Raw genomic sequence first — 21,128 nt, 5'->3', positions numbered from 1 at the left:
GACCGAAAGGTTAACTTTAAAGGTTTATGCGCTCGCGGAAAACAAAAAACTGACCAGAAAATCAAAAAACCGCGGCTTTTCGACGCAGCAGATTGATGAACAGGCCCAACTCCCGACTGATGTGTTCGCCCTTGCGCAACAACAATCCGAAAGGTGCCAATTGCACATCCAGCTCAACCGGCAACGCCACTACCAAACCCATTTTAAGGTAGTCACGCAATGCGGTTTCCGACAGGACCATGATCGCATCGGTCAGTTGAATCAATTGCTGCATCGAATACACCGAGCTGCATTCGATGATGTCCGCCGGCAGCGGCAAGGCCAGGCGCTGCAAGGCCTGATCCAGGCCAATGCGCGCTGGGCTGGTTTCCGGCTGCAGGATCCACGGCCAGCCATTGACCAGTTCGGCCATCTCCAGTGTCTCGCGCCGGGCCAGCGGGTGGCCGGCGTGCACCACAACCAGCAGGCGCTCGTTGCCCAGTTGTTCGAATTCGTAGTGCTCGCTGTCGGTGGCGGCATTGCGTCGGGCGATGGCCAGGTCGATGCGGCCCTGCTCCAGCAACTGGATCACCTGGTCACTGGTGTCGCCCATGATGCGAATCCGCAGCTGCGGGTTGAGCGCCTTGATCTCGGCAATAGAATCCATCACCAGGTCCGGCGCCGCGCCCATGATGGTGCCGATCGAGAGATAACCGTAACCGCCCTGTTGCCGCGCTATCAGGTCCTCGGCACAGCGGTCGAGGCCACTGATGGCCGACTCGGCAAAGCGAATCAGCTCCTGACCCAGCGCCGTCGGTCGCATGCCCCGGGGTAAACGCTCGAACAGGTCGCAGCCAAACATGTCTTCGATTTCATGGAGCATGCGGGTGGCGGCCGGTTGCGACATGTTCAGGCTTTGCGAAGCGCGGTGCAGGTTCTGGCTCGAATTGAGCGTCACCAGCATGTGCAGATGCTTGTAGCGCAGGCGGTTGAGCAGGCTGCGGGAGATAATGGGCGTGGTCATGGCGGGCCTTGTTATCGATACCCTGAAGGTATCAGTTGTTAGCTAGATTCGATTTGTAACGCATCGATCAGCGGCCGTACAGTCTTCCCCATAAGAACAAATGCCCTACCAAAGGAAAACCGCGATGAAGACTCTACCCGCGCCCCTGCTCGCCAAGATTTCCTGGCGGCTGCTCCCGTTTCTCCTGCTGATGTACATCATGGCCTTCCTCGACCGCGCCAACGTCGGGTTCGCCAAGCAAGCCTTCCAGGCCGACACCAATATCAGCGATGCCGCCTTCGCCTTCGGCGCCGGGGTGTTCTTCGTCGGCTACGCGCTGCTCGAAGTGCCGAGCAACCTGATCCTGCACCGCGTCGGCGCGCGTCTGTGGATGTGCCGGATCATGGTCACCTGGGGCCTGGTCTCTGCGGCCATGGTGTTCGCCCACACCGAAACCAGCTTCTACATCCTGCGCTTTCTGCTGGGCGTGGCCGAAGCCGGATTTTTCCCCGGCGTGATCCTTTACCTCACCTACTGGTTCCCCAGCGCCGTGCGCGGCAAGGCGATGGGTTTCTTCTACTTCGGCGCGCCGCTGGCGTTCATCTTCGGCAGCCCGTTGTCCGGCCTGCTGCTGGAGCTGGATGGTTTTGTCGGCTTCCACGGCTGGCAGTGGCTGTTCGCCGTTGAAGGCCTGATGGCCACGGCGGTAGGCATCTGGGCTTACTTCTACCTGGACAACCGCCCGGCCGATGCCAAGTGGCTGACCGTCGAAGAGCGCCAGCAAGTGCAAAGCCTGCTCGACCAGGAAGACAGCCACAAACAGAACCACGGTCGCAGCCTGCTCAACGTGATCTGCCAGCCCTCGGTGCTGTACCTGTGCCTGATCTACCTGTTGATCCAGGCCAGCGTCTACGGCGTGGTGTTCTACCTGCCCACCCAGGTCGGCGGTTTGCTGGGCACCAAGGTCGGGCTGATGGTCGGACTGGTCACGGCGATCCCATGGATTTGCGCGCTGGTGGCCGCTTATCTGATTCCCGGCTACAGCGACCGCACCGGCGAACGCCGCCGCACCGCCAGCCTGACCCTGCTGATGGCCGCCGCCGGTATTGCCTGCTCGGTGACCTTTAGCAGTCCGTTCCTGGGCATCGTCGCCCTGTGCTTCGCCGCATCCGGCTTCATCGCCGTGCAACCGGTGTTCTGGACCTTCCCTTCCAGCTACCTGGCCGGCAGCGCCGCGGCAGCCGGTATTGCCCTGATCAATTCGTTCGGCGCCCTCGGCGGCTTTATCGCCCCGGTACTGAAGAACTGGGCCGAAGGCGCCTTCCATTCTCCGGCAGCCGGCCTGTACCTGCTGTCCGCCACCACTGTCATCGCCGCGTTGCTGATCCTGGGCGTCCGCGCTCCCGGGCATAAAGCTTCGAACAAACCGGCTACCGTTTAAACCTGACCGCCGTTAAAAAAAGGAATCACACCATGGGCATTCCAACCATCAAGCACGTCCGCGCCTTTACCCTGCGAGGCGGCGGCGCGGATTATCACGACCAGGCGGACGGCCACTGGATCGACGATCACATTGCCACGCCGATGAGCAAATACCCGGAGTACCGCCAGAGCCGCCGCACCTTCGGCATCAACGTGCTGGGCACGCTGGTGGTGGAGATCGAAGCCAGTGACGGCACTATCGGCTTCGCCGTGACCACGGGCGGCGAGCCGGCGGCCTACATCGCCGAGAAACACCTGGCACGGTTCCTCGAAGGCGCGAAAGTCACCGACATCGAAAAGATCTGGGACCAGATGTATCAATCGACCCTGTATTACGGGCGCAAAGGCATCGTGATCAACACGATTTCCGGGGTCGACCTGGCGCTGTGGGACTTGCTCGGCAAGATCCGCCAGGAACCGGTGCACCAGTTGCTCGGCGGTGCCGTGCGTGATGAATTGCAGTTCTACGCCACCGGCGCCCGCCCGGACCTGGCACAGAAAATGGGTTTCATCGGCGGCAAGATGCCGTTGCACCATGGCCCGGCTGAGGGCGAGGAAGGCCTGCGCAAGAACCTCGAAGAACTGGCGACCATGCGCGAGCGTGTCGGCCCGGATTTCTGGCTGATGCTCGATTGCTGGATGAGCCTGGACCTCAACTACGCTACCAAACTGGCGGTCGGCGCCCACGAACATGGCTTGAAGTGGATCGAAGAAGCCCTGCCACCGGACGATTACTGGGGCTACGCGGCGCTTCGCAACAACGTGCCCAAAGGCATGCTGGTGACCACCGGCGAACACGAAGCCACCCGCTGGGGCTTCCGCATGCTGCTGGAGATGGGTTGTTGCGACATCATCCAGCCGGATGTCGGCTGGTGCGGCGGCCTCACCGAACTGGTGAAGATCTCGGCCCTGGCCGACGCCCACAACGCCCTGGTCATTCCCCACGGCTCGTCGGTGTACAGCTATCACTTCGTGGCCACCCGGCATAACAGCCCGTTCGCCGAATTCCTGATGATGGCGCCGAAGGCCGACGAAGTGGTGCCGATGTTCCACCCGCAATTGCTCGGCGAACCGGTACCGGTCAACGGCCGCATGCGCTTGTCGGCCCTCGACCAGCCGGGATTCGGCGTGACCCTCAACCCGGAATGCCAACTGCATCGGCCCTATAGCCGCTGAGCCAGGAGTTCGTGATGAACATGCCGCACAACGTTTTCAAGGCCGCCCTGAAAAAACCCGCGCCGCAATACGGCATATGGGCCGGGTTCACCACCGGCTACGCCGCCGAGATCGTCGCCACCACCGGTTATGACTGGATGCTGATCGACGGTGAACACGCGCCAAACACCGTACCTGGCGTACTCGCGCAATTGCAGGCCGTGGCGCCCTACCCCACCGCACCCATCGTGCGCGCCGTGAATGGCGACGCCAATCTGATCAAGCAGCTGCTGGACATCGGCGCGCAGACACTGATGATCCCCATGGTCGAAACCGCCGAACAGGCCCAGGCCCTGGTGCGCGCCATGCGTTACCCACCCCACGGCATCCGTGGCGTCGGTGGCGGCCTGACCCGCGCCACACGCTGGGACGGGGTGGCGGATTATCTGGACACCGCCCATGAACAGCTGTGCCTGATCGTGCAGGTGGAATCGCGGCTCGGCGTCGAAAACGTCGCAGCGATCGCCGCCGTCGAAGGCGTCGATGCGGTGTTTATCGGGCCTGCGGATCTGTCCATCGGCCTGGGCCATGCCGGCAACCCCGGTCACCCGCAAGTTCAGGAACAAATTCAATACGCAGTCAATGCAACGCTGGCGGCCGGTAAGGCCTGCGGCATCCTCGCACCGAATGAAGAAGACGCGCGGCGTTATCAGGGCTGGGGCTGTCAGTTCATCGCAGTGGCGATCGATATCAGCCTGTTGCGCCAGAGCGCCATGGCCACCCTCGCCCGCTACCGTACACCGGCCACCGAACAAGCGCCGTCGCGCACCTACTGATCAGTCCAGGAGTCGTTCCATGTCATCCGTGCCTGTTTACGAAAACTTCATCAACGGCCAGTTCGTGGCCAGCGCTGACCATCTCGACGTGATCAACCCGGCCACCGGCGCCCTGCTGTCGAAGGTGCCGGCATCGAATGCCGAAGACGTTGATCGGGCCCTCGCCGTCGCGCGCACCGCACAAAAGGATTGGGCGCGCAAACCGGCGAATGATCGCGCCGGCTACCTGCGCAGGATCGCTGCCAAACTCCGCGAAAACGTTGCGCACCTGGCGCGCACCATCACTCTGGAACAAGGCAAGGTCAGCAGCCTGGCCGCGGTCGAAGTCAATTTCACCGCCGACTACCTCGACTACATGGCCGAGTGGGCGCGGCGCATCGAAGGTGAAATCATCACCAGCGACCGCCAGGACGAAAACATCTTCCTGTTCCGCAAACCGCTGGGCGTGGTGGCCGGGATCCTGCCGTGGAATTTCCCGTTCTTCCTGATCGCCCGCAAAATGGCCCCGGCATTGCTGACCGGCAACACCATCGTCATCAAGCCCAGCGAAGAAACGCCGAACAACTGCTTCGAGTTCGCCCGACTGGTCGCGGAAACCGACCTGCCGCCCGGCGTGTTCAACGTGGTCTGCGGTGACGGCCGCGTCGGTGCGGCGTTGAGTGCGCACAAGGGCGTGGACATGATCAGCTTCACCGGCAGCGTCGCCACGGGCTCACGGATCATGGCCGCCGCCGCGCCGAACATCACCAAACTCAATCTGGAACTCGGTGGCAAGGCGCCGGCCATCGTGCTGGCGGATGCCGACCTGGACCTGGCGGTGAAGGCCATTCGCGATTCGCGGATCATCAATAGCGGCCAGGTGTGTAACTGCGCCGAGCGGGTGTATGTCGAACGCAAGGTGGCGGATCAATTCATCGAGCGTATCGCGGCCGCGATGACGGCTACGCGCTACGGCGATCCTATCGCCCAACCGGATGTGGAGATGGGCCCGCTGATCAATCGCCAAGGCCTGGACAGCGTCAATCAAAAGGTCCGCACGGCATTGAGCCAGGGCGCAAGCCTGATCAGCGGCGGGCAAATTGCCGACCTGCCGAACGGCTTCCATTTTCAGCCCACCGTCCTGGCCGGCTGCCGCGCCGACATGGAGATCATGCGCGAGGAGATCTTCGGTCCCGTGCTGCCGATCCAGATCATCGATGACCTGGATGAAGCCATCGCCCTGGCCAACGACTGCGACTATGGACTGACCTCGTCGATCTATACCCGCGACCTCAGCAAGACCCTACACGCCATGCGCGAGCTGGATTTTGGCGAAACCTACGTCAACCGCGAGAACTTCGAAGCGATGCAGGGGTTCCATGCCGGGGTGCGTAAATCGGGAATTGGCGGGGCGGATGGCAAGCATGGGTTGTATGAGTACACCCATACCCATGCGGTGTATCTGCAGGGCTGAGTGTTGCGGTATTGCTGATGCCGCCGTCGCGGCGGCACTCAGTGCTTCATGCAGCGGATGCGTAGGAAGAGTTGACGGCAAGCGTCGTCGAGGAGAAAAAAGCCAAATTCCAGATACAAAAAACCCCGGTCTTTCGACCAGGGTCTTTGCTATCGACTCGAAGTAGCCAGTGGCTTTCCTCGTAGCTCCAAGGCGTTCAGTGGGCCTCGGGGCAGATATGGCGCAGCGGACGGGACTCGAACCCGCGACCCCCGGCGTGACAGGCCGGTATTCTAACCGACTGAACTACCGCTGCGTATCGCTGTGGACTTGCGTCCAGGTAACTCGTCTGATTGAAAACTCAGTAGCTTTTCAATCTCGAACCAGATGAATCTGACTCGGAAAATATGGCGCAGCGGACGGGACTCGAACCCGCGACCCCCGGCGTGACAGGCCGGTATTCTAACCGACTGAACTACCGCTGCGCGTCGGTGGAGGCATTTCAGCCTACCTCTTGCTTTCGCAAGTATCTCGGGAGTGGTGGGTGATGACGGGATCGAACCGCCGACATTCTGCTTGTAAGGCAGACGCTCTCCCAGCTGAGCTAATCACCCGTTTGCATCTCCGAGGCCGCGAAATTTACGCAGGTAGCGAACCTAAGTCAATAGCAGGATTGAAGTTTTTCTGAAAAAGACAAAATCGAGTCAATCGCAACAGCATCAGCGACAGCCAAACTGCTTTCGCGAGCAAGCCCGCTCCCACAGTGGATCGCATTTCAATGTGGGAGCGGGCTTGCTCGCGAAGACGGCGGTGCATTCAATATCAACGCCTGAGGAAAGAACCGATCTACTCGCTGTAGATCATCTTCTTGGTCATGCCACCATCAACCACGAACTCCTGCCCCGTGACAAATCCGGCGTTCCTCGACAACAGCCAGGCCACCATCGCGGCGACGTCCTCGACCGTCCCTACCCTGCCCGCCGGATGCTGGGCATGATCGGCATCGGTCAGCGGTTCGGCACGACGTACCGAAGGGTCGCGCGCGTCGATCCAGCCAGGACTGACGGCATTGACCCGAATTTCCGGGCCGAGGCTGATGGCCAATGCGTGAGTCAGGGCCAACAGACCGCCCTTGCTCGCCGCATAGGCCTCGGTGTCGGGTTCCGACTGCGCGGCGCGGGTCGAGGCCAGGTTGACGATGGCCCCGCTGTGGGCCCGCAGGTAAGGCGCACAGTGCTTGGCCAACAACATCGGCCCACTGAGGTTCACCGCCAGCACCCGATTCCAATACGCCAGGTCGAGGCTTTCCAGAGTGATGTTGTGCGGATCGGCAACCGCCGCGTTGCACACCAGCGCATCAAGGCGTCCGAACTGTCCCAGCACCTCGGCAACACCCAAGGCCACCTGCCCTTCGTTCGAGACGTCCATGGCGATGAACCAGGCGTTGTCGCCGAGCACCTTCGCCACCTTCGAACCACGCTCGCGATCCAGGTCCGTCAGCACCACTTGCCAGCCTTCGCTGATCAACCAGGCCGCAATACCCAGGCCAATGCCCCGCGCCGCACCGGTCACCAGTGCAACGCGGCCATTGGAGCCCGGCGGAGTGGACAACTCGATCACAAGGCAGCCAACCCGCGCGCCAGGTCGGCTTGCAGGTCTGCCACGTCTTCCAGGCCGATGGCAATGCGGATCAGGCTGTCGCGAATGCCCGCAGCTTCACGCTCCGCCGGCGCCAGACGGCCATGGGAGGTGGTGCTTGGGTGGGTGATGGTGGTCTTGCTGTCGCCCAGGTTCGCCGTGATGGAAATCAGGCGGGTTGCATCGATAAAGCGCCAGGCGCCTTCTTTGCCGCCCTTGACCTCGAAACTCACCACGGCACCGAAGCCCTTCTGCTGCCGCCGGGCCAGTTCGTGCTGCGGATGGCTCTTGAGACCGGCGTAGTGGACTTTCTCGATGCCGTCCTGCTGCTCCAGCCACTCGGCCAGCTCCTGGGCGTTGGCGCAATGGGCCTTCATCCGCAGGTTGAGGGTTTCCAGGCCCTTGAGGAAGATCCACGCGTTGAATGGGCTCAGGGTTGGCCCGGCGGTGCGCAGGAAGCCGACCACTTCTTTCATCTGCTCACTGCGCCCAGCCACGACACCGCCCATGCAACGACCCTGGCCGTCGATGAACTTGGTCGCCGAGTGCACGACGATGTCCGCGCCGAGTTTCAGCGGCTGTTGCAGCGCCGGCGTGCAGAAGCAGTTGTCGACCACCAGCATCGCGCCCTTGGCGTGAGCGATGTTTGCCAGCTCGGCGATATCGACCAATTCCGCCAGCGGGTTGGACGGCGATTCGACGAACAGCAGCTTGGTATTAGCCTTGATAGCCGTATCCCAGCCGGACAAGTCCGCCAGGGGCACGTAGTCGACTTCGACGCCGAAGCGCTTGAAGTACTTCTCGAACAGGCTGATGGTCGAGCCGAATACGCTGCGCGACACCAGCACGTGGTCGCCGGCACTGCACAGGCTCATCACCACCGCCATGATCGCCGCCATGCCGGTGGCGGTGGCCACGGCTTGCTCGGCGCTTTCCAGGGCGGCAATGCGCTCTTCGAAGGCGCGTACGGTGGGGTTGGTGTAGCGCGAGTAGACGTTGCCAGGCACTTCACCGGAAAAACGCGCGGCGGCGTCGCCGGCAGTGCGGAATACGTAGCTGGAAGTGAAGAACATCGGATCACCGTGTTCGCCTTCCGGCGTACGGTGCTGACCGGCACGTACGGCCAGGGTATCGAACGCTACGCCTTCGAGGTCGCTGTCCAACCGACCGGCATCCCAATCCTGACTCATGCTGTCACTCCTTGCCCTGTTCTCGTAAATTAATTATCAGATACAAAACCGGCCCCTCAGGGCCGGTAGTCAATCAATTGTTGTACAGATCGATGATCGCGCTGACCGCCTGGGTCTTGACCTTGGAGGCATCGTTGCGTGCCTGCTCGATCTTGTTCAGGTATGCCTCGTCGACGTCGCCGGTGACGTACTGGCCGTCGAACACCGCGCAATCGAACTTGTCGATCTTGATCTTGCCGCCACCGACCGCTTCGATCAAGTCAGGCAGGTCCTGATAGATCAGCCAGTCGGCACCGATCAGGTCCGCAACGTCCTGGGTCGAACGGTTGTGGGCGATCAGCTCGTGGGCGCTCGGCATGTCGATGCCATAGACGTTCGGGAAGCGCACGGCCGGGGCTGCGGAGCAGAAATAGACGTTCTTGGCGCCCGCTTCGCGAGCCATCTGGATGATCTGCTTGCAGGTGGTGCCGCGCACGATCGAGTCGTCCACCAGCATCACGTTCTTGCCGCGGAATTCCAGCTCGATGGCATTGAGCTTCTGGCGTACGGATTTTTTCCGCGCAGCCTGGCCCGGCATGATGAAGGTCCGGCCGATGTAGCGGTTCTTCACGAAACCTTCGCGGAACTTCACGCCCAGGTGGTTCGCCAGCTCCAGGGCCGCGGTGCGGCTGGTGTCCGGGATCGGGATGACCACGTCGATGTCGTGATCCGGACGCTCGCGCAGGATCTTCTCGGCGAGCTTCTCGCCCATGCGCAGGCGGGCCTTGTACACCGACACGCCGTCGATGATCGAGTCCGGACGCGCCAGGTAGACGTGTTCGAAGATGCACGGGGTCAGCGACGGGTTGGTCGCGCACTGGCGGGTGTGCAGCTTGCCGTCTTCAGTGATGTAGACCGCTTCGCCCGGTGCCAGGTCGCGGATCAGGGTGAACCCGAGCACGTCCAGGGACACGCTCTCGGAGGCGATCATGTACTCGACGCCTTCGTCGGTGTGACGCTGGCCGAACACGATCGGGCGGATGCCGTGCGGGTCACGGAAACCAACGATGCCGTAGCCGGTCACCATGGCCACCACCGCGTAGCCACCGACGCAACGGTTGTGCACGTCGGTGACGGCAGCGAACACGTCTTCTTCGGTCGGCTGCAGCTTGCCGCGCTGGGCCAGCTCGTGTGCGAACACGTTGAGCAGCACTTCCGAATCGGAGCTGGTGTTGACGTGGCGCAGGTCAGATTCGTAAATCTCCTTGGCCAGTTGTTCAACGTTGGTCAGGTTTCCGTTGTGCGCCAGGGTGATGCCGTAAGGCGAGTTGACGTAAAACGGTTGAGCTTCGGCCGAGGTCGAGCTGCCCGCGGTCGGGTAGCGCACATGGCCAATGCCCATGTGGCCGACCAGGCGCTGCATGTGACGCTGATGGAACACGTCACGCACCAGGCCGTTGTCCTTGCGCAGGAATAACCGGCCATCATGGCTGGTCACGATACCGGCAGCGTCCTGGCCGCGGTGCTGGAGGACGGTTAGCGCGTCATACAGCGCCTGATTGACGTTCGACTTACCGACGATACCGACGATGCCACACATGCGACGCAACCCCTACTTAATGGATCTGAACTGAACAACACTCACTGAGGCGTTTTGGCCATCGGCAAGAGCTGCTCCTTGAACGGTATATCAGCGGGTACGCTGATACCGCTGGCAAGCCACTGACTGCTCCACCCGAGAATCAGGTTCTTGGACCAATCGGCGACCAATAAAAATTTTGGCACGAGCTGGGACTCTTTCCACCACCCGTCCTGCTGTACCGGCCCCAGGCTCAACAGCCCGACCGCCACGACCACCAGCAACACGCCACGCGCTGCGCCGAAAGCCATGCCGAGGAATCGATCGGTCCCGGACAACCCGGTGACACGAACCAATTCGCCGATGAGATAATTGATCATTGCGCCTACGATCAGCGTGGCGACAAACATGATGGCACAGCCCGTGATTATACGAGCCGATGGGGTCTGGATGTATCCGGCGAGGTACTCGGACAATGAGCCACCAAACATCCAGGCAACGGCTCCTGCGATGATCCAGGTCACGAGCGACAGTGCTTCCTTGACGAAGCCGCGGCTCAGACTGATCAATGCGGAGATGGCGACGATTGCAACGATCGCCCAGTCAACCCAGGTAAATGGCACAGTGCAGCCTACAGACGGATAAGGCGGCGCATTTTAGCAGAGCCCATGCTTATCGGTAAGCTGCGATTGTCAGTGCATTTCATATCGGGGCGATAGTTTTAGCCACGCTCCGGCTGAAAGCGCACGACAAACCCCTTGAGGTTCTGCTGGCGGTTCAGCAAGTCGCGCAGGCGATCGGCCTCTGCACGCTCGATCAGTGGTCCGACGAACACCCGATTCTTGCCGTCGGCCGTACGAATGTAGGCATTGTAACCCTGGCTGCGCAGGGTTTTCTGCAGCTTTTCAGCGCTTTCACGATTGGCCAGACTGGCCAGTTGCACCGACCAGCTGACCGACAGGCCATTGGCGTCGACACGGCTTTGCGTGGTGTCCGGCTTGCCCGGTGCGGCGCTGATCGGTTGCGACGGCGCCGTGGCAGGCTTGGCAGCCAGTGCCGGGACAGGGGCCGGTGCAGGGGGCGGCGTGACCGGCTTGGTGGCAGGTGCCGGAGCGACAGGCGCAACGGGCGCAACGGGCGCTTCCTGCTGGGCGATTTCTTCGTCGCTCGGCACGGGCTCCTGCGGCAGGGCCTGGGGTTCAGGCACCACCACGGGCTCCACCTGCACCTGCGGCATCGCTGGCGCTTGCGGCGCGGCCGGGGCCTGGACCGTCACTTGGCGCTGTTCATCCTGGCGGGAAAACAGCATCGGCAGGAAAATCACAGCCAGCGCGACCAGAACCAGGGCGCCGACCATGCGTTGCTTGTAAGCCTTATCCAGCAATGCCATTTGCCGCTTCCTCCGTGGAGCGCCGGGCCAGCCACTCAAGGGCCTCGGCAACACAATAGAATGATCCGAACAACACAATCTCGTCGTCGCTCGTCGCCTGCCCACACTGCCCTTCCAGGGCGGCGGCCACGCTGTCATAGGACGTCACCGAAGCACCGCGCTTTTGCAGCGCCTCGCGCAAGTCGGCCACCGGTCGCGCCCGAGGCGAATCCAGCGGCGCGACGGCCCAGTGATCGACACTAGCACTCAATTCGCCAATAACACCATCCAGATCCTTGTCCGACAGCAATCCGAAGACCGCCAGGCGCTTGCCGGCGGGTGGCTGGCTGGCCAGGCGACGGGCCAGATACTCGGCGGCGTGGGGGTTATGCCCCACATCCAGCAACAGGTTGAGGCGCTTGCCCTGCCAGTCGACCTGCCGGCGATCGAGACGACCGACCATCCGCGTCGCTTGCAGCGCCTGGACAATCTGCGCTTCTACCCAAGGTAAACCGAGCAATAGATAGGCCTGCAACGCCAGCGCGGCGTTTTCCATCGGCAGATCGAGCAACGGCAGGTCGCGCAACTCGACCACTTGTCCCCTGGCATCGACACCGCGCCACTGCCAGTGCTGATCGGTGACGCCCAGGTCGAAATCGCGTCCACGCAGGAGAAACCGGCAATTGAGCTCGCGCGCCTTGTCCAGCAGGGGCTGCGGGGGATTCAAGTCACCGCAGAGCGCGGGCGCGCCCTGGCGGAAGATCCCGGCCTTCTCGAAGGCCACGGACTCCCGGGTATCGCCCAGGTAATCCGCATGATCGACGCCAATGCTGGTGACCAGCGCCATGTCGGCGTCCACCACGTTGACCGTGTCCAGGCGCCCGCCCAGGCCGACTTCCAGCACCACGGCGTCGAGCCCGGCCTGCTGAAACAGCCAGAACGCCGCCAGGGTGCCCATCTCGAAGTACGTCAGGGACGTGTCACCACGACCGGCCTCGACCGCCGCGAAAGCTTGGCAGAGCTCGGCGTCAGTGGCTTGGACGCCATTGACCTGCACCCGCTCGTTGTAACGCAGCAGGTGCGGAGAACTGTAGACACCGACGTTCAGGCCCTGCGCTCGCAGCAATGACGCCACGAAGGCACAGGTCGAGCCTTTGCCATTGGTGCCGGTGACCGTGATCACCCGAGGCGCCGGCTTGCCCAGTCCCATGCGGGACGCTACCTGCTGCGAGCGCTCAAGGCCCATGTCGATGGCCGAAGGGTGCAACTGCTCAAGGTAGGCGAGCCACTCGCCAAGGGTACGTTCGGTCATAGGTTGGCAGGTACCGGTGGAACCACGATTGGCTCGATTGGCGCAGCGACGAATTTTGGCGTCGGCAGGCCCATCATTTGCGCGAGCAGGTTACCCAGGCGCGGGCGCAGTTCCTGACGGTGAATGATCATGTCGATCGCGCCGTGCTCCAGCAAAAACTCGCTGCGCTGGAAGCCTTCCGGCAGTTTTTCGCGCACGGTCTGCTCGATAACGCGCGGACCGGCAAAGCCGATCAGGGCTTTCGGCTCGCCGACGATCACGTCACCCAGCATCGCCAGACTGGCGGAAACACCACCGTAGACCGGGTCGGTCAGCACGGAGATGAACGGAATGCCTTCTTCACGCAGACGCGCCAGCACCGCGGAGGTCTTGGCCATTTGCATCAGGGAGATCAGCGCTTCCTGCATCCGCGCACCACCGGAGGCGGAGAAGCAGATCATCGGGCAGCGCTTTTCCAGCGCGTAGTTGGCGGCGCGCACGAAGCGCTCACCGACGATGGCGCCCATCGAACCACCCATGAAGGAGAATTCGAACGCCGACACCACTACCGGCATGCCCAGCAGGGTACCGCTCATGGAGATCAGCGCGTCTTTTTCGCCGGTCTGCTTCTGCGCCGCAGTCAGGCGGTCCTTGTACTTCTTGCCGTCGCGGAATTTCAGGCGGTCAACCGGCTCCAGGTCGGCACCCAGCTCGGTACGACCTTCGGCATCGAGGAAAATGTCGATGCGCGCGCGTGCGCCGATACGCATGTGGTGGTTGCACTTGGGGCAAACGTCCAGGGTTTTTTCCAGCTCTGGACGATACAGCACAGCCTCGCAAGACGGGCATTTGTGCCAAAGACCTTCAGGCACCGAGCTCTTCTTGACCTCGGAACGCATGATCGAAGGGATCAGTTTGTCTACTAACCAGTTGCTCATGCTTTCTTTCTCCAGTACCGGCGGCCCGAACGCTCTGGTTCGCAGCCCCGCGTATGCCCTTGAGCTAAATTCATGTGTGCGGCGATGTTCGATGGGTGCCGGGTCAGTGAAGCGTGACCTGCGTACAACCCATCAATCCTCAGCCGTTTTGTACAGTGCAGTGGACGGCGGCAGTCTGCCAGCCGTCACATCAGGCTGCCACGGACTGCCTTGATGAACGCCTGAACCTTTGCATGATCCTTGATGCCCTTGCTCGCCTCCACCCCGCCGCTGACATCCACGGCATAGGGTCGAACCCGCGCCACCGCTTCGGCGACGTTATCCGGGGTCAGGCCGCCCGCCAGGATGATCGGCTTGCTCAAGCCTTGCGGTATCAATGACCAGTCGAACGCCTGACCGGTTCCACCGGGAACACCTTCGACGTAGGCATCGAGCAAAATGCCACTGGCACTCGGGTAGGCGTCGCAAGCCGCCGCGATATCGTCCCCGGCCTTGACCCGCAGCGCCTTGATGTACGGGCGATGCCAGCCTTCGCAGTCCGCAGCACTTTCATCACCATGGAACTGCAACAGGTCGAGCGGCACCGCGTCGAGGATTTCTCCCAGCTCGCAACGGCTGGCGTTGACGAACAGGCCCACAGTGGTGACGAACGGCGGCAATGCCTTGATGATTGCGCGCGCCTGCTGGACCGTCACGCCCCGCGGGCTCTTGGCGTAGAACACAAAGCCGATGGCATCGGCCCCGGCTTCGACCGCCGCCAGCGCATCTTCTATGCGGGTAATCCCGCAAATCTTGCTGCGAACGGCTGACATGTCGATATATCCCCACGGCAAATCCGAGAAAGTCCCGGATGGTAACAAAAGCGTTCGAAGGCGTCAGCCGTCAAGTTCGCTGAATCCGGTGAGGAAATGTGGGCCGATGTAACGCTCAGGCAACTGGAACTCGTCGCGGTACTCGACCTGCACCAGATACAGTCCGAACGGATGTGCTGTCACCCCGCCGGAACGGCGAATGCGGCTCTCCAACACTTCCTTCATCCATTCAACCGGACGCTCACCGGCGCCGATGGTCATCAGCACACCGGCAATATTGCGCACCATGTGGTGCAGGAAGGCGCTGGCGCGGATATCCAGCACGATCATCTTGCCGTGGCGCGTGACGCGCAGGTGATGGAGCTCCTTGATCGGCGACTTGGCCTGGCACTGGCCGGCACGGAAGGCGCTGAAATCATGGGTGCCCACCAGGTACCGGGCCGCTTCGGCCATGCGCTCGACATCCAGCGGGCGGTGGTTCCAGGTGATTTCTTCGTTCAGGTGCGCCGGACGGATCTGGTCGTTATAGATCACGTAGCGATAGCGCCGGGCAATGGCCTTGAACCGCGCATGGAAATGTGCGGGCATGACCTTGGCCCAACTGACGCTGACATCGTGGGGCAAATTGATATTAGCGCCCATGACCCAGGCCTTCATCGAACGCTCGACCTGGGTGTCGAAGTGCACCACCTGGCCACAGGCGTGCACGCCGGCATCGGTGCGCCCGGCGCACAGCAGCGAAACGGGAGAGTCGGCCACCTTGGACAAGGCATTCTCGAGGGTTTCCTGCACCGTGAGCACGCCGGAGGCCTGGCGCTGCCAGCCGCGATAACGCGAGCCCTTGTATTCAACGCCCAATGCGATCCGGAAAAAGCCGTCGGCCGCCATTTCGGCGGCCGGGTTATCTATGTTTGCCAAGGAGTGACAGCCTGCTGATGTACGCAAAGGGGGGCATTATAAGGCCGCAGGACGAGGACGCCAGTACAACAGACGGTACCGCGGCGAATGGGATACCCCCTTCGCGAGCAAGCCCGCTCCCACAGGGGACCGCGTTTATTCAGGCACAACGCGGTCAAATGTGGGAGCGGGCTTGCTCGCGAAGGCGTCCTGATAGCCACCATTGCATCCCCCGCAAACAAAAACGGCAGCCTCACCGGGCTGCCGCTTTATCTACCACCGCTCAATCACTCAAACCAGACGCGCCAGCATCTCCCGGGCTTCGCTCTTCTGGCCGTCGTCGCCTTCGGTCACCACCTCGTTGAGGATGTCGCGGGCACCATCGTTGTCGCCCATGTCGATGTAGGCCTGGGCCAGGTCGAGCTTGGTGGCGACTTCATCGGTACCGGACAGGAAATCGAATTCCGGCTCGTCATCCACGGTTGCCAGGGCATCATCCACCGTGAAGCTTGGCTCGCTGATGCTCCGGGACAGGTCGTCCAGTTCGGCGCTGACGTCATCCAACTCAGTGGTAAACGCCTGCGCAGGCGCCGTTTCGTCCATTTCATCAGCCAGCGACAAATCGAAGTCGGCCGGCAAGTCCAGATCGTCCAGCGTCACTTGTGGCACGTCCGGCACTGGCGTGGCCGGCTGGTCCTTGACGTCTTCATCCAGGCTCAGCAGGAAATCGTCCTCGGCCAGGATCGCCGGCGAAGGTTCGCCGCCGAGGTCCATGTCCAGGTCGAACTCCGACAGGTCATCGAGGTTTTCCTTGATTTCTGTCTGTTGCTGCAACACCGACTCGAAACTCAGGTCATCGTCCAGCGGAAAATCTTCCAGATCGGCCAGGGTTGCTTCCGGCTCAGGCTCAGGCTCAGGCGCTGGTGCTGGTACTGGTGTTGGCGCTACCGTTACCGGCGTGACATTTTCCAGGTCATCCAGGCTCAGGTCGAAAGCGCTGTCGAAATCGTCATCGGCCGCAGCCGGGGCTTGTGGCTCGTCCAGCAGAAGGTCCTTGACGTATTGTGCATCCAGTTCGGCGGCAGCGGCGGCAGCGGCAATACCGCCGACAGCAACCAGCGCCATGGCCGGGAAGCGGCTCTTGAGTTTTTCGACCTGGGCATAGTTGTCGCCGTTGGCCACCAACTGCCGCTCCTGGACCACGAACGCATCGCGATCACCTTGCAAACCGTAGACTTCCATCAGCTTGAGGCGCAAATCGCTGCGTTGCGGCTCCTGCTTGACGCCCTCCTCCAACAGCGCGGCAGCCTGATTCAGGCGGCCGCCGTTGATGTGCGACTGCGCTCGACCCAACACGTCGTCGGAATGCTCGGCGGCGGGCGATACCAGCGGCGCGGCAATCGGCGGCGTGACCACGACCGGGGCAATAACCGGGGCAGGTGCGGGTGCGGGTGCGGGTGCTGGAGCAGGTGCCGTGGCCAGCTTCGGGGTTGGCGGCTCGACGTCCAGGTCCTCGAAGATGCCTTTTGACAGGTCAAGCTCGCTGGAAAATTCCTGTTCTTCGGCCAGGGCACGGGCCATGCGCAGATGTTTCTCGGCTTCCTGCTGGGCTTTGCGGCGACGGGCCAACAACAGCAGCAGCAAAAGCACCACCACTGCCCCGCCACCCGCCAGACCCAAGAGCAGCGGGTTGGTCAGCAGCTCATTGAATTTCTGATCGTTGGAGACCGCAGGTGTCGGTTCGATCGGCGTTTCGGCTGGAGCTGGAGTCGCTTCAGGTGCCGCGGGGGTGGACGCTGTCGCTTCAGCCGGGGTTTGGGCTGGCGCCGGCGTTTCGACAGGGGTTGCCGCAGGATCGGTCGGCAGCTCTGCCGGAATCGCCGCAGCGGTCGCAGTCTCCATTGGGGTTCCCGCCGCACCATCGGCCTGCAATTTGGCCAGCTGGTTGTTCTTCAGCTCAATGAGGCGCTGCAGCTTGTCCATCTGGCTTTGCAGATCGGTCATGCGGCTTTTCAGTTCAGCGCTGTCACGGCGCTTGGTATCGAGGCTTTCCTGGGTCACCGCCAGTTGGTTGTTCAAAGCCTTGGCATCGCCTGCAGGGCCCTTGCCCCCAGCCTTGCCAGTTTCGGCGGATACCAGGCTCAGCTTGTCCTGTGCGGCTTGCGCAGAAGGTGCATCACCGCGACCACGATTGGTCGCATCGAGCTGCTGCTGGCCTGTACCCGGCTTGGCGACATAACGACGCCCCTGGCGCCAGGCGGTGTTTTGCGCAGCCACTTCGGCAATGGCCTTGGCTTGCGGCAGGCTGGTTGTCTGTGCCTGATCCGGCAGGCGCAACACCTGGCCGGTCTTGAGCCGGTTGATGTTGCCATCGATGAAGGCATCCGGGTTCAACGCCTGGATGGCCAGCATGGTTTGTTGAATCGAACCGCCATTTCGCGCCTTCGCGGCGATTTCCCACAGGGTATCGCGCCGCGTGGTGGTGTATTCGGACGGCTTGGTCGCACCGGTGACGGGCGTGGTACCGGTTTGAACAGGTGCAGATTGCGCAGCCGCGTCAGCGGTTTGCGGCGAGAATTTGGATGGATCGAGCAGCACGCTGTAATCGCGCAACAGACGACCATTGGGCCACATCACCTGAACCAGGAATTTCACCATCGGTTCGCTCAGGGGCTTGCTGGAGGTCACGCGCAGGATGCTTTTACCGCTGGCGTTGAGCACGGGGGTAAAGGTCAGGTCGTTGAGAAACGCCTGGCGGTCGACACCGGCCTTGGCGAAATCTTCAGGTGAAGCCAGGCTCGGCACCACTTCGGCAGCGGTGAGTTCCTTGACGTCGAGCAACTCGATTTCCGCCACCAGCGGCTGGTTCAGCGTCGATTTCAGGGTCAGTTCCCCGAGCCCGAGGGCATGCGCCATACCGGAGGACAGCGCCGAGGCGGCCGCTATTGCTAACACCAGTTTGCGAACTTGAACCATAGCTTATCCTTAGTTTTTACATTCCTCGGCCAGCGAGGTAGATAGCCGCTGCCGTAAGGCATTGCACGCGGGCGAAGGTCGCCGCGCGCGATCGTTTCATGCATGCCCTGCAGGGTGGCTCGCCTTCAGCGATTGCGGCCAGGCATGGCGCTCGCCCGGACCCCTTCGATATTGTTGCCAAGTATCTTTTACAGCAGGTCTTTTATCAACAACTCGGCCAGTTGCACTGCGTTGAGGGCCGCACCTTTGCGTACGTTATCTGACGTCAGCCACAAATTAAGTTCCGACGGTTCGTCGATACCCAGACGTACCCGACCAACGTAGACCACATCCTGCCCCACCGCATCCCCGACCGCTGTCGGGTAGTCGCCGGCTTCCACCAACTCGATGCCGGGCGCGTCTTCAAGCGCGGCGTTGACCTTGGCCAGGTCGATGTCGCTCGCGGACTGCAAGGTCACGCTATAGCTATCGCCAAAAAACACCGGGGCTTGAATGCAAGTGACGGAAATCTTCAGCGAAGGCAGTGCCATGACTTGACGCAGCTCGCGTACCAGGCGCTTTTCCAGCAGTGTATGGCCCTGCTCGTCCGGCTTGCCGACCTGGGCCAGCAGGTTGAATGCCATCTGCCGGTCAAAGAAAGTTGGCTCCAGTGGGCGCACATTCAGCAGTTCGGCGGTTTGCCGGGCCAGCTCGGTCACCGCTTCGCGGCCCTGGGCCGACACCGCCAGGCTGGCGGTCAGGTTGATGCGCTGCAAATCGAGCAAACCCAGCAAGGGTGCGAGCACCACCGCCAGGGTGGTGGCCGACGGGCTCGGGCTGCTGATCTGGAATGGCTTTTTCAGGCCGGTCAGTACTTGCGCATTCGCCTCCGGGACCACTTGTGGTGCCTGGTCGGCCGACAAGGCACCGGAAAGGTCGATCAGCGAGCACCCGGCGGCGGTGGCACGGGCGCAGTAGCTCAATGTCACGGCGGGACCGGCGGCAAAGAACACCAGCTGGACCTTGCTGAAATCGAACTCATCGACTTCACGCACCCGCACGTTCTTGCCGCGATACGGCACCGAACTGCCGGCGGATTCGCTGCTGGCCAGCAAATGCAGGGTACCGATCGGGAAATCGCGCTCTTCGAGAATCTGCACCAGCGTTTCGCCGACAGTACCGGTGGCGCCGATCACGGCAATATCAATGGTCTGGCTCATGGGTTTTACCTCTGGCGAAACGGGGGGAGCGGCACTTTACCGGGTGGTGGATGTACAGGCAATTCGGGCGGGATCTTCGGCGCCTGTTATGGACCCTTCGCTGCGACGGGGCCAGACCAGACGACCGAGAACCCCAGGGATAAAAAAACCCGCGCCTCTCGCAAGGCGCGGGTTTTTCAGTGCATCAACCGATCAACGCTCGAGCAGGATCCGCAGCATGCGACGCAGCGGTTCGGCCGCGCCCCACAGCAACTGGTCGCCGACGGTGAACGCACCGACGAACTGCGAGCCCATGTTCAGTTTGCGCAGACGGCCAACCGGGATGTTCAGGGTGCCGGTGACCTTGTTCGGGCTCAGCTCCTGAATGCTGGTTTCGCGGCTGTTCGGCACCAGCTTGACCCAAGGGTTGTGCTGGCTGATCAGCCCTTCGATATCGGCGATCGGCACGTCCTTGTTCAATTTGATGGTCAGCGCCTGGCTGTGGCAGCGCATGGCGCCGATGCGCACGCAGATGCCATCCACCGGGATCGGGCTCTTGAAGCGACCGAGGATCTTGTTGGTTTCGGCCTGGGCCTTCCACTCTTCACGGCTCTGACCGTTCGGCAGTTCCTTGTCGATCCACGGGATCAGGCTGCCGGCCAACGGTACGCCGAAGTTTTCGGTCGGGTACGCGTCGCTGCGCATGGCTTCGGCCACACGACGGTCGATGTCGAGGATGGCGCTGGCCGGGTCAGCCAGTTGATCGGCGACAGCGGCATGGGTCGCGCCCATCTGCTTGATCAGTTCACGCATGTTCTGCGCGCCGGCACCGGAAGCCGCCTGATAGGTCATGGCGCTCATCCACTCCACCAGGCCGGCCTCGAACAGGCCGCCCAGGCCCATCAGCATCAGGCTGACGGTGCAGTTGCCGCCGATGTAGTTCTTGGTGCCCGCGTCCAGCTGCTGGTCGATAACCTTGCGGTTGACCGGGTCCAGCACGATGACCGCGTCATCCTGCATACGCAGGCTGGAAGCGGCGTCGATCCAGTAACCCTGCCAGCCGGCTTCGCGCAGCTTCGGGAACACTTCGCTGGTGTAGTCGCCACCCTGGCAGGTCAGGATCACGTCGAGGGTTTTCAGCTCTTCAATGCTGTAAGCGTCCTTGAGCGGAGCAATGTCCTTGCCCACGGACGGGCCTTGGCCACCGACATTGGAAGTGGTGAAAAACACCGGCTCGATAAGATCGAAATCCTGCTCTTCCAGCATCCGCTGCATGAGCACGGAACCGACCATACCGCGCCAACCGATCAGACCTACACGTTTCATCGCAACTACACCTTCTTGAAAAGTGGACCGCTGCTTACGGGGGTAAAAGTGGCAGCGGGCCCGAGAGA

At 62.0% G+C, this 21,128-nt stretch carries 17 protein-coding genes and 3 tRNA genes; 4 read left to right on the top strand and 16 right to left on the bottom strand.

The annotated features are described in order from the left end of the window. Positions 1–61: 61 nt before the first annotated feature. Positions 62–1,003 (bottom strand): LysR family transcriptional regulator, encoded by a 942-nt coding sequence (locus tag NQL71_RS03460; RefSeq protein WP_046817928.1) that lies wholly within the window; start codon positions 1,001–1,003, stop codon positions 62–64. Between the two features lie 124 nt (positions 1,004–1,127). Here NQL71_RS03460 and NQL71_RS03455 point away from each other — a divergent pair, with 124 nt between their 5' ends. Genes NQL71_RS03455 through aldA form a run of 4 tightly spaced genes read left to right on the top strand, consistent with a single transcriptional unit; the run spans position 1,128 to position 5,908 of the window. Then, positions 1,128–2,423 (top strand): MFS transporter, encoded by a 1,296-nt coding sequence (locus NQL71_RS03455; RefSeq protein WP_046817927.1) that lies wholly within the window; start codon positions 1,128–1,130, stop codon positions 2,421–2,423. A 32-nt stretch (positions 2,424–2,455) separates the two neighbouring features. Beyond that, positions 2,456–3,640, top strand: a complete 1,185-nt coding sequence (gene rhmD, locus NQL71_RS03450) for an L-rhamnonate dehydratase (RefSeq protein WP_274642278.1) — start codon at positions 2,456–2,458, stop codon at positions 3,638–3,640. Between the two features lie 14 nt (positions 3,641–3,654). Then, positions 3,655–4,455, top strand: coding sequence for an aldolase/citrate lyase family protein (locus NQL71_RS03445; RefSeq protein WP_274642277.1), 801 nt, complete (start codon positions 3,655–3,657; stop codon positions 4,453–4,455). Positions 4,456–4,474: 19 nt separating this feature from the next. Further along, complete coding sequence (aldA, locus tag NQL71_RS03440; protein ID WP_046817924.1) at positions 4,475–5,908, top strand: aldehyde dehydrogenase; 1,434 nt, start codon at positions 4,475–4,477, stop codon at positions 5,906–5,908. A 218-nt stretch (positions 5,909–6,126) separates the two neighbouring features. On the opposite strand, the gene NQL71_RS03435 is transcribed toward aldA, so the two are convergent. From NQL71_RS03435 to asd, 15 genes are all read right to left on the bottom strand, one after another. Continuing rightward, positions 6,127–6,203 (bottom strand) — tRNA-Asp (locus NQL71_RS03435). Positions 6,204–6,295: 92 nt separating this feature from the next. Next, positions 6,296–6,372 (bottom strand) — tRNA-Asp (locus NQL71_RS03430). 53 nt (positions 6,373–6,425) lie between these two features. After that, a tRNA-Val gene (locus NQL71_RS03425) sits at positions 6,426–6,501 on the bottom strand. A gap of 232 nt (positions 6,502–6,733) precedes the next feature. Beyond that, positions 6,734–7,507, bottom strand: a complete 774-nt coding sequence (locus NQL71_RS03420; protein ID WP_046817923.1) for an SDR family oxidoreductase — start codon at positions 7,505–7,507, stop codon at positions 6,734–6,736. Then, complete coding sequence (locus NQL71_RS03415) at positions 7,504–8,715, bottom strand: O-succinylhomoserine sulfhydrylase (protein WP_077185509.1); 1,212 nt, start codon at positions 8,713–8,715, stop codon at positions 7,504–7,506. The genes NQL71_RS03420 and NQL71_RS03415 overlap by 4 nt, the downstream gene beginning before the upstream one ends. Before the next feature lie 73 nt (positions 8,716–8,788). After that, positions 8,789–10,294 carry an amidophosphoribosyltransferase gene (purF, locus tag NQL71_RS03410; protein WP_020795479.1) on the bottom strand — a complete coding sequence of 502 codons (1,506 nt, stop codon included), beginning with the start codon at positions 10,292–10,294 and terminating at the stop codon, positions 8,789–8,791. 41 nt (positions 10,295–10,335) lie between these two features. Further along, complete coding sequence (locus NQL71_RS03405) at positions 10,336–10,896, bottom strand: CvpA family protein (protein WP_046817921.1); 561 nt, start codon at positions 10,894–10,896, stop codon at positions 10,336–10,338. 98 nt (positions 10,897–10,994) lie between these two features. Then, positions 10,995–11,663, bottom strand: coding sequence for an SPOR domain-containing protein (locus NQL71_RS03400; RefSeq protein ID WP_077185510.1), 669 nt, complete (start codon positions 11,661–11,663; stop codon positions 10,995–10,997). After that, on the bottom strand, positions 11,647–12,954 hold the full coding sequence (folC, locus tag NQL71_RS03395; RefSeq protein WP_046817919.1) for a bifunctional tetrahydrofolate synthase/dihydrofolate synthase: 1,308 nt from the start codon (positions 12,952–12,954) through the stop codon (positions 11,647–11,649). Before folC ends, NQL71_RS03400 begins: the two co-directional genes overlap by 17 nt. Continuing rightward, on the bottom strand, positions 12,951–13,871 hold the full coding sequence (gene accD, locus NQL71_RS03390; RefSeq protein ID WP_046817918.1) for an acetyl-CoA carboxylase, carboxyltransferase subunit beta: 921 nt from the start codon (positions 13,869–13,871) through the stop codon (positions 12,951–12,953). Before accD ends, folC begins: the two co-directional genes overlap by 4 nt. A 185-nt stretch (positions 13,872–14,056) precedes the next feature. Then, positions 14,057–14,683, bottom strand: coding sequence for a phosphoribosylanthranilate isomerase (locus NQL71_RS03385; RefSeq protein WP_046817917.1), 627 nt, complete (start codon positions 14,681–14,683; stop codon positions 14,057–14,059). Between the two features lie 63 nt (positions 14,684–14,746). Beyond that, on the bottom strand, positions 14,747–15,571 hold the full coding sequence (truA, locus tag NQL71_RS03380; RefSeq protein ID WP_033039317.1) for a tRNA pseudouridine(38-40) synthase TruA: 825 nt from the start codon (positions 15,569–15,571) through the stop codon (positions 14,747–14,749). A gap of 300 nt (positions 15,572–15,871) precedes the next feature. After that, positions 15,872–18,556, bottom strand: coding sequence for a motility hub landmark protein FimV (locus NQL71_RS03375; protein ID WP_274642276.1), 2,685 nt, complete (start codon positions 18,554–18,556; stop codon positions 15,872–15,874). Positions 18,557–18,744: 188 nt separating this feature from the next. Next, entirely contained in the window at positions 18,745–19,755 is a 1,011-nt protein-coding gene (locus NQL71_RS03370) for an aspartate-semialdehyde dehydrogenase (protein ID WP_077185513.1), read from the bottom strand. Between the two features lie 192 nt (positions 19,756–19,947). Beyond that, positions 19,948–21,060 carry an aspartate-semialdehyde dehydrogenase gene (gene asd, locus NQL71_RS03365; protein ID WP_007975660.1) on the bottom strand — a complete coding sequence of 371 codons (1,113 nt, stop codon included), beginning with the start codon at positions 21,058–21,060 and terminating at the stop codon, positions 19,948–19,950. Positions 21,061–21,128 lie beyond the last annotated feature (68 nt).

The organism is Pseudomonas serbica, from assembly GCF_028823535.1.
Lineage (GTDB): Bacteria > Pseudomonadota > Gammaproteobacteria > Pseudomonadales > Pseudomonadaceae > Aquipseudomonas > Aquipseudomonas serbica.
Note: the sequence above shows the minus strand (reverse complement) of the source record. Positions and strands in the feature narration are given on the sequence as shown.

Bases quoted from the DNA above. Each gene is read 5' to 3' on its own strand.
- truA (WP_033039317.1), bottom strand. From the start codon at position 15,571: ATGGCGGCCGACGGCTTTTTCCGGATCGCATTGGGCGTTGAATACAAG.
- NQL71_RS03370 (WP_077185513.1), bottom strand. From the start codon at position 19,755: ATGAGCCAGACCATTGATATTGCCGTGATCGGCGCCACCGGTACTGTC.
- NQL71_RS03445 (WP_274642277.1), top strand. From the start codon at position 3,655: ATGAACATGCCGCACAACGTTTTCAAGGCCGCCCTGAAAAAACCCGCG.
- rhmD (WP_274642278.1), top strand. From the start codon at position 2,456: ATGGGCATTCCAACCATCAAGCACGTCCGCGCCTTTACCCTGCGAGGC.
- NQL71_RS03375 (WP_274642276.1), bottom strand. From the start codon at position 18,556: ATGGTTCAAGTTCGCAAACTGGTGTTAGCAATAGCGGCCGCCTCGGCG.
- asd (WP_007975660.1), bottom strand. From the start codon at position 21,060: ATGAAACGTGTAGGTCTGATCGGTTGGCGCGGTATGGTCGGTTCCGTG.
- NQL71_RS03455 (WP_046817927.1), top strand. From the start codon at position 1,128: ATGAAGACTCTACCCGCGCCCCTGCTCGCCAAGATTTCCTGGCGGCTG.
- aldA (WP_046817924.1), top strand. From the start codon at position 4,475: ATGTCATCCGTGCCTGTTTACGAAAACTTCATCAACGGCCAGTTCGTG.
- NQL71_RS03415 (WP_077185509.1), bottom strand. From the start codon at position 8,715: ATGAGTCAGGATTGGGATGCCGGTCGGTTGGACAGCGACCTCGAAGGC.
- folC (WP_046817919.1), bottom strand. From the start codon at position 12,954: ATGACCGAACGTACCCTTGGCGAGTGGCTCGCCTACCTTGAGCAGTTG.
- NQL71_RS03385 (WP_046817917.1), bottom strand. From the start codon at position 14,683: ATGTCAGCCGTTCGCAGCAAGATTTGCGGGATTACCCGCATAGAAGAT.
- NQL71_RS03400 (WP_077185510.1), bottom strand. From the start codon at position 11,663: ATGGCATTGCTGGATAAGGCTTACAAGCAACGCATGGTCGGCGCCCTG.
- accD (WP_046817918.1), bottom strand. From the start codon at position 13,871: ATGAGCAACTGGTTAGTAGACAAACTGATCCCTTCGATCATGCGTTCC.
- NQL71_RS03460 (WP_046817928.1), bottom strand. From the start codon at position 1,003: ATGACCACGCCCATTATCTCCCGCAGCCTGCTCAACCGCCTGCGCTAC.
- purF (WP_020795479.1), bottom strand. From the start codon at position 10,294: ATGTGTGGCATCGTCGGTATCGTCGGTAAGTCGAACGTCAATCAGGCG.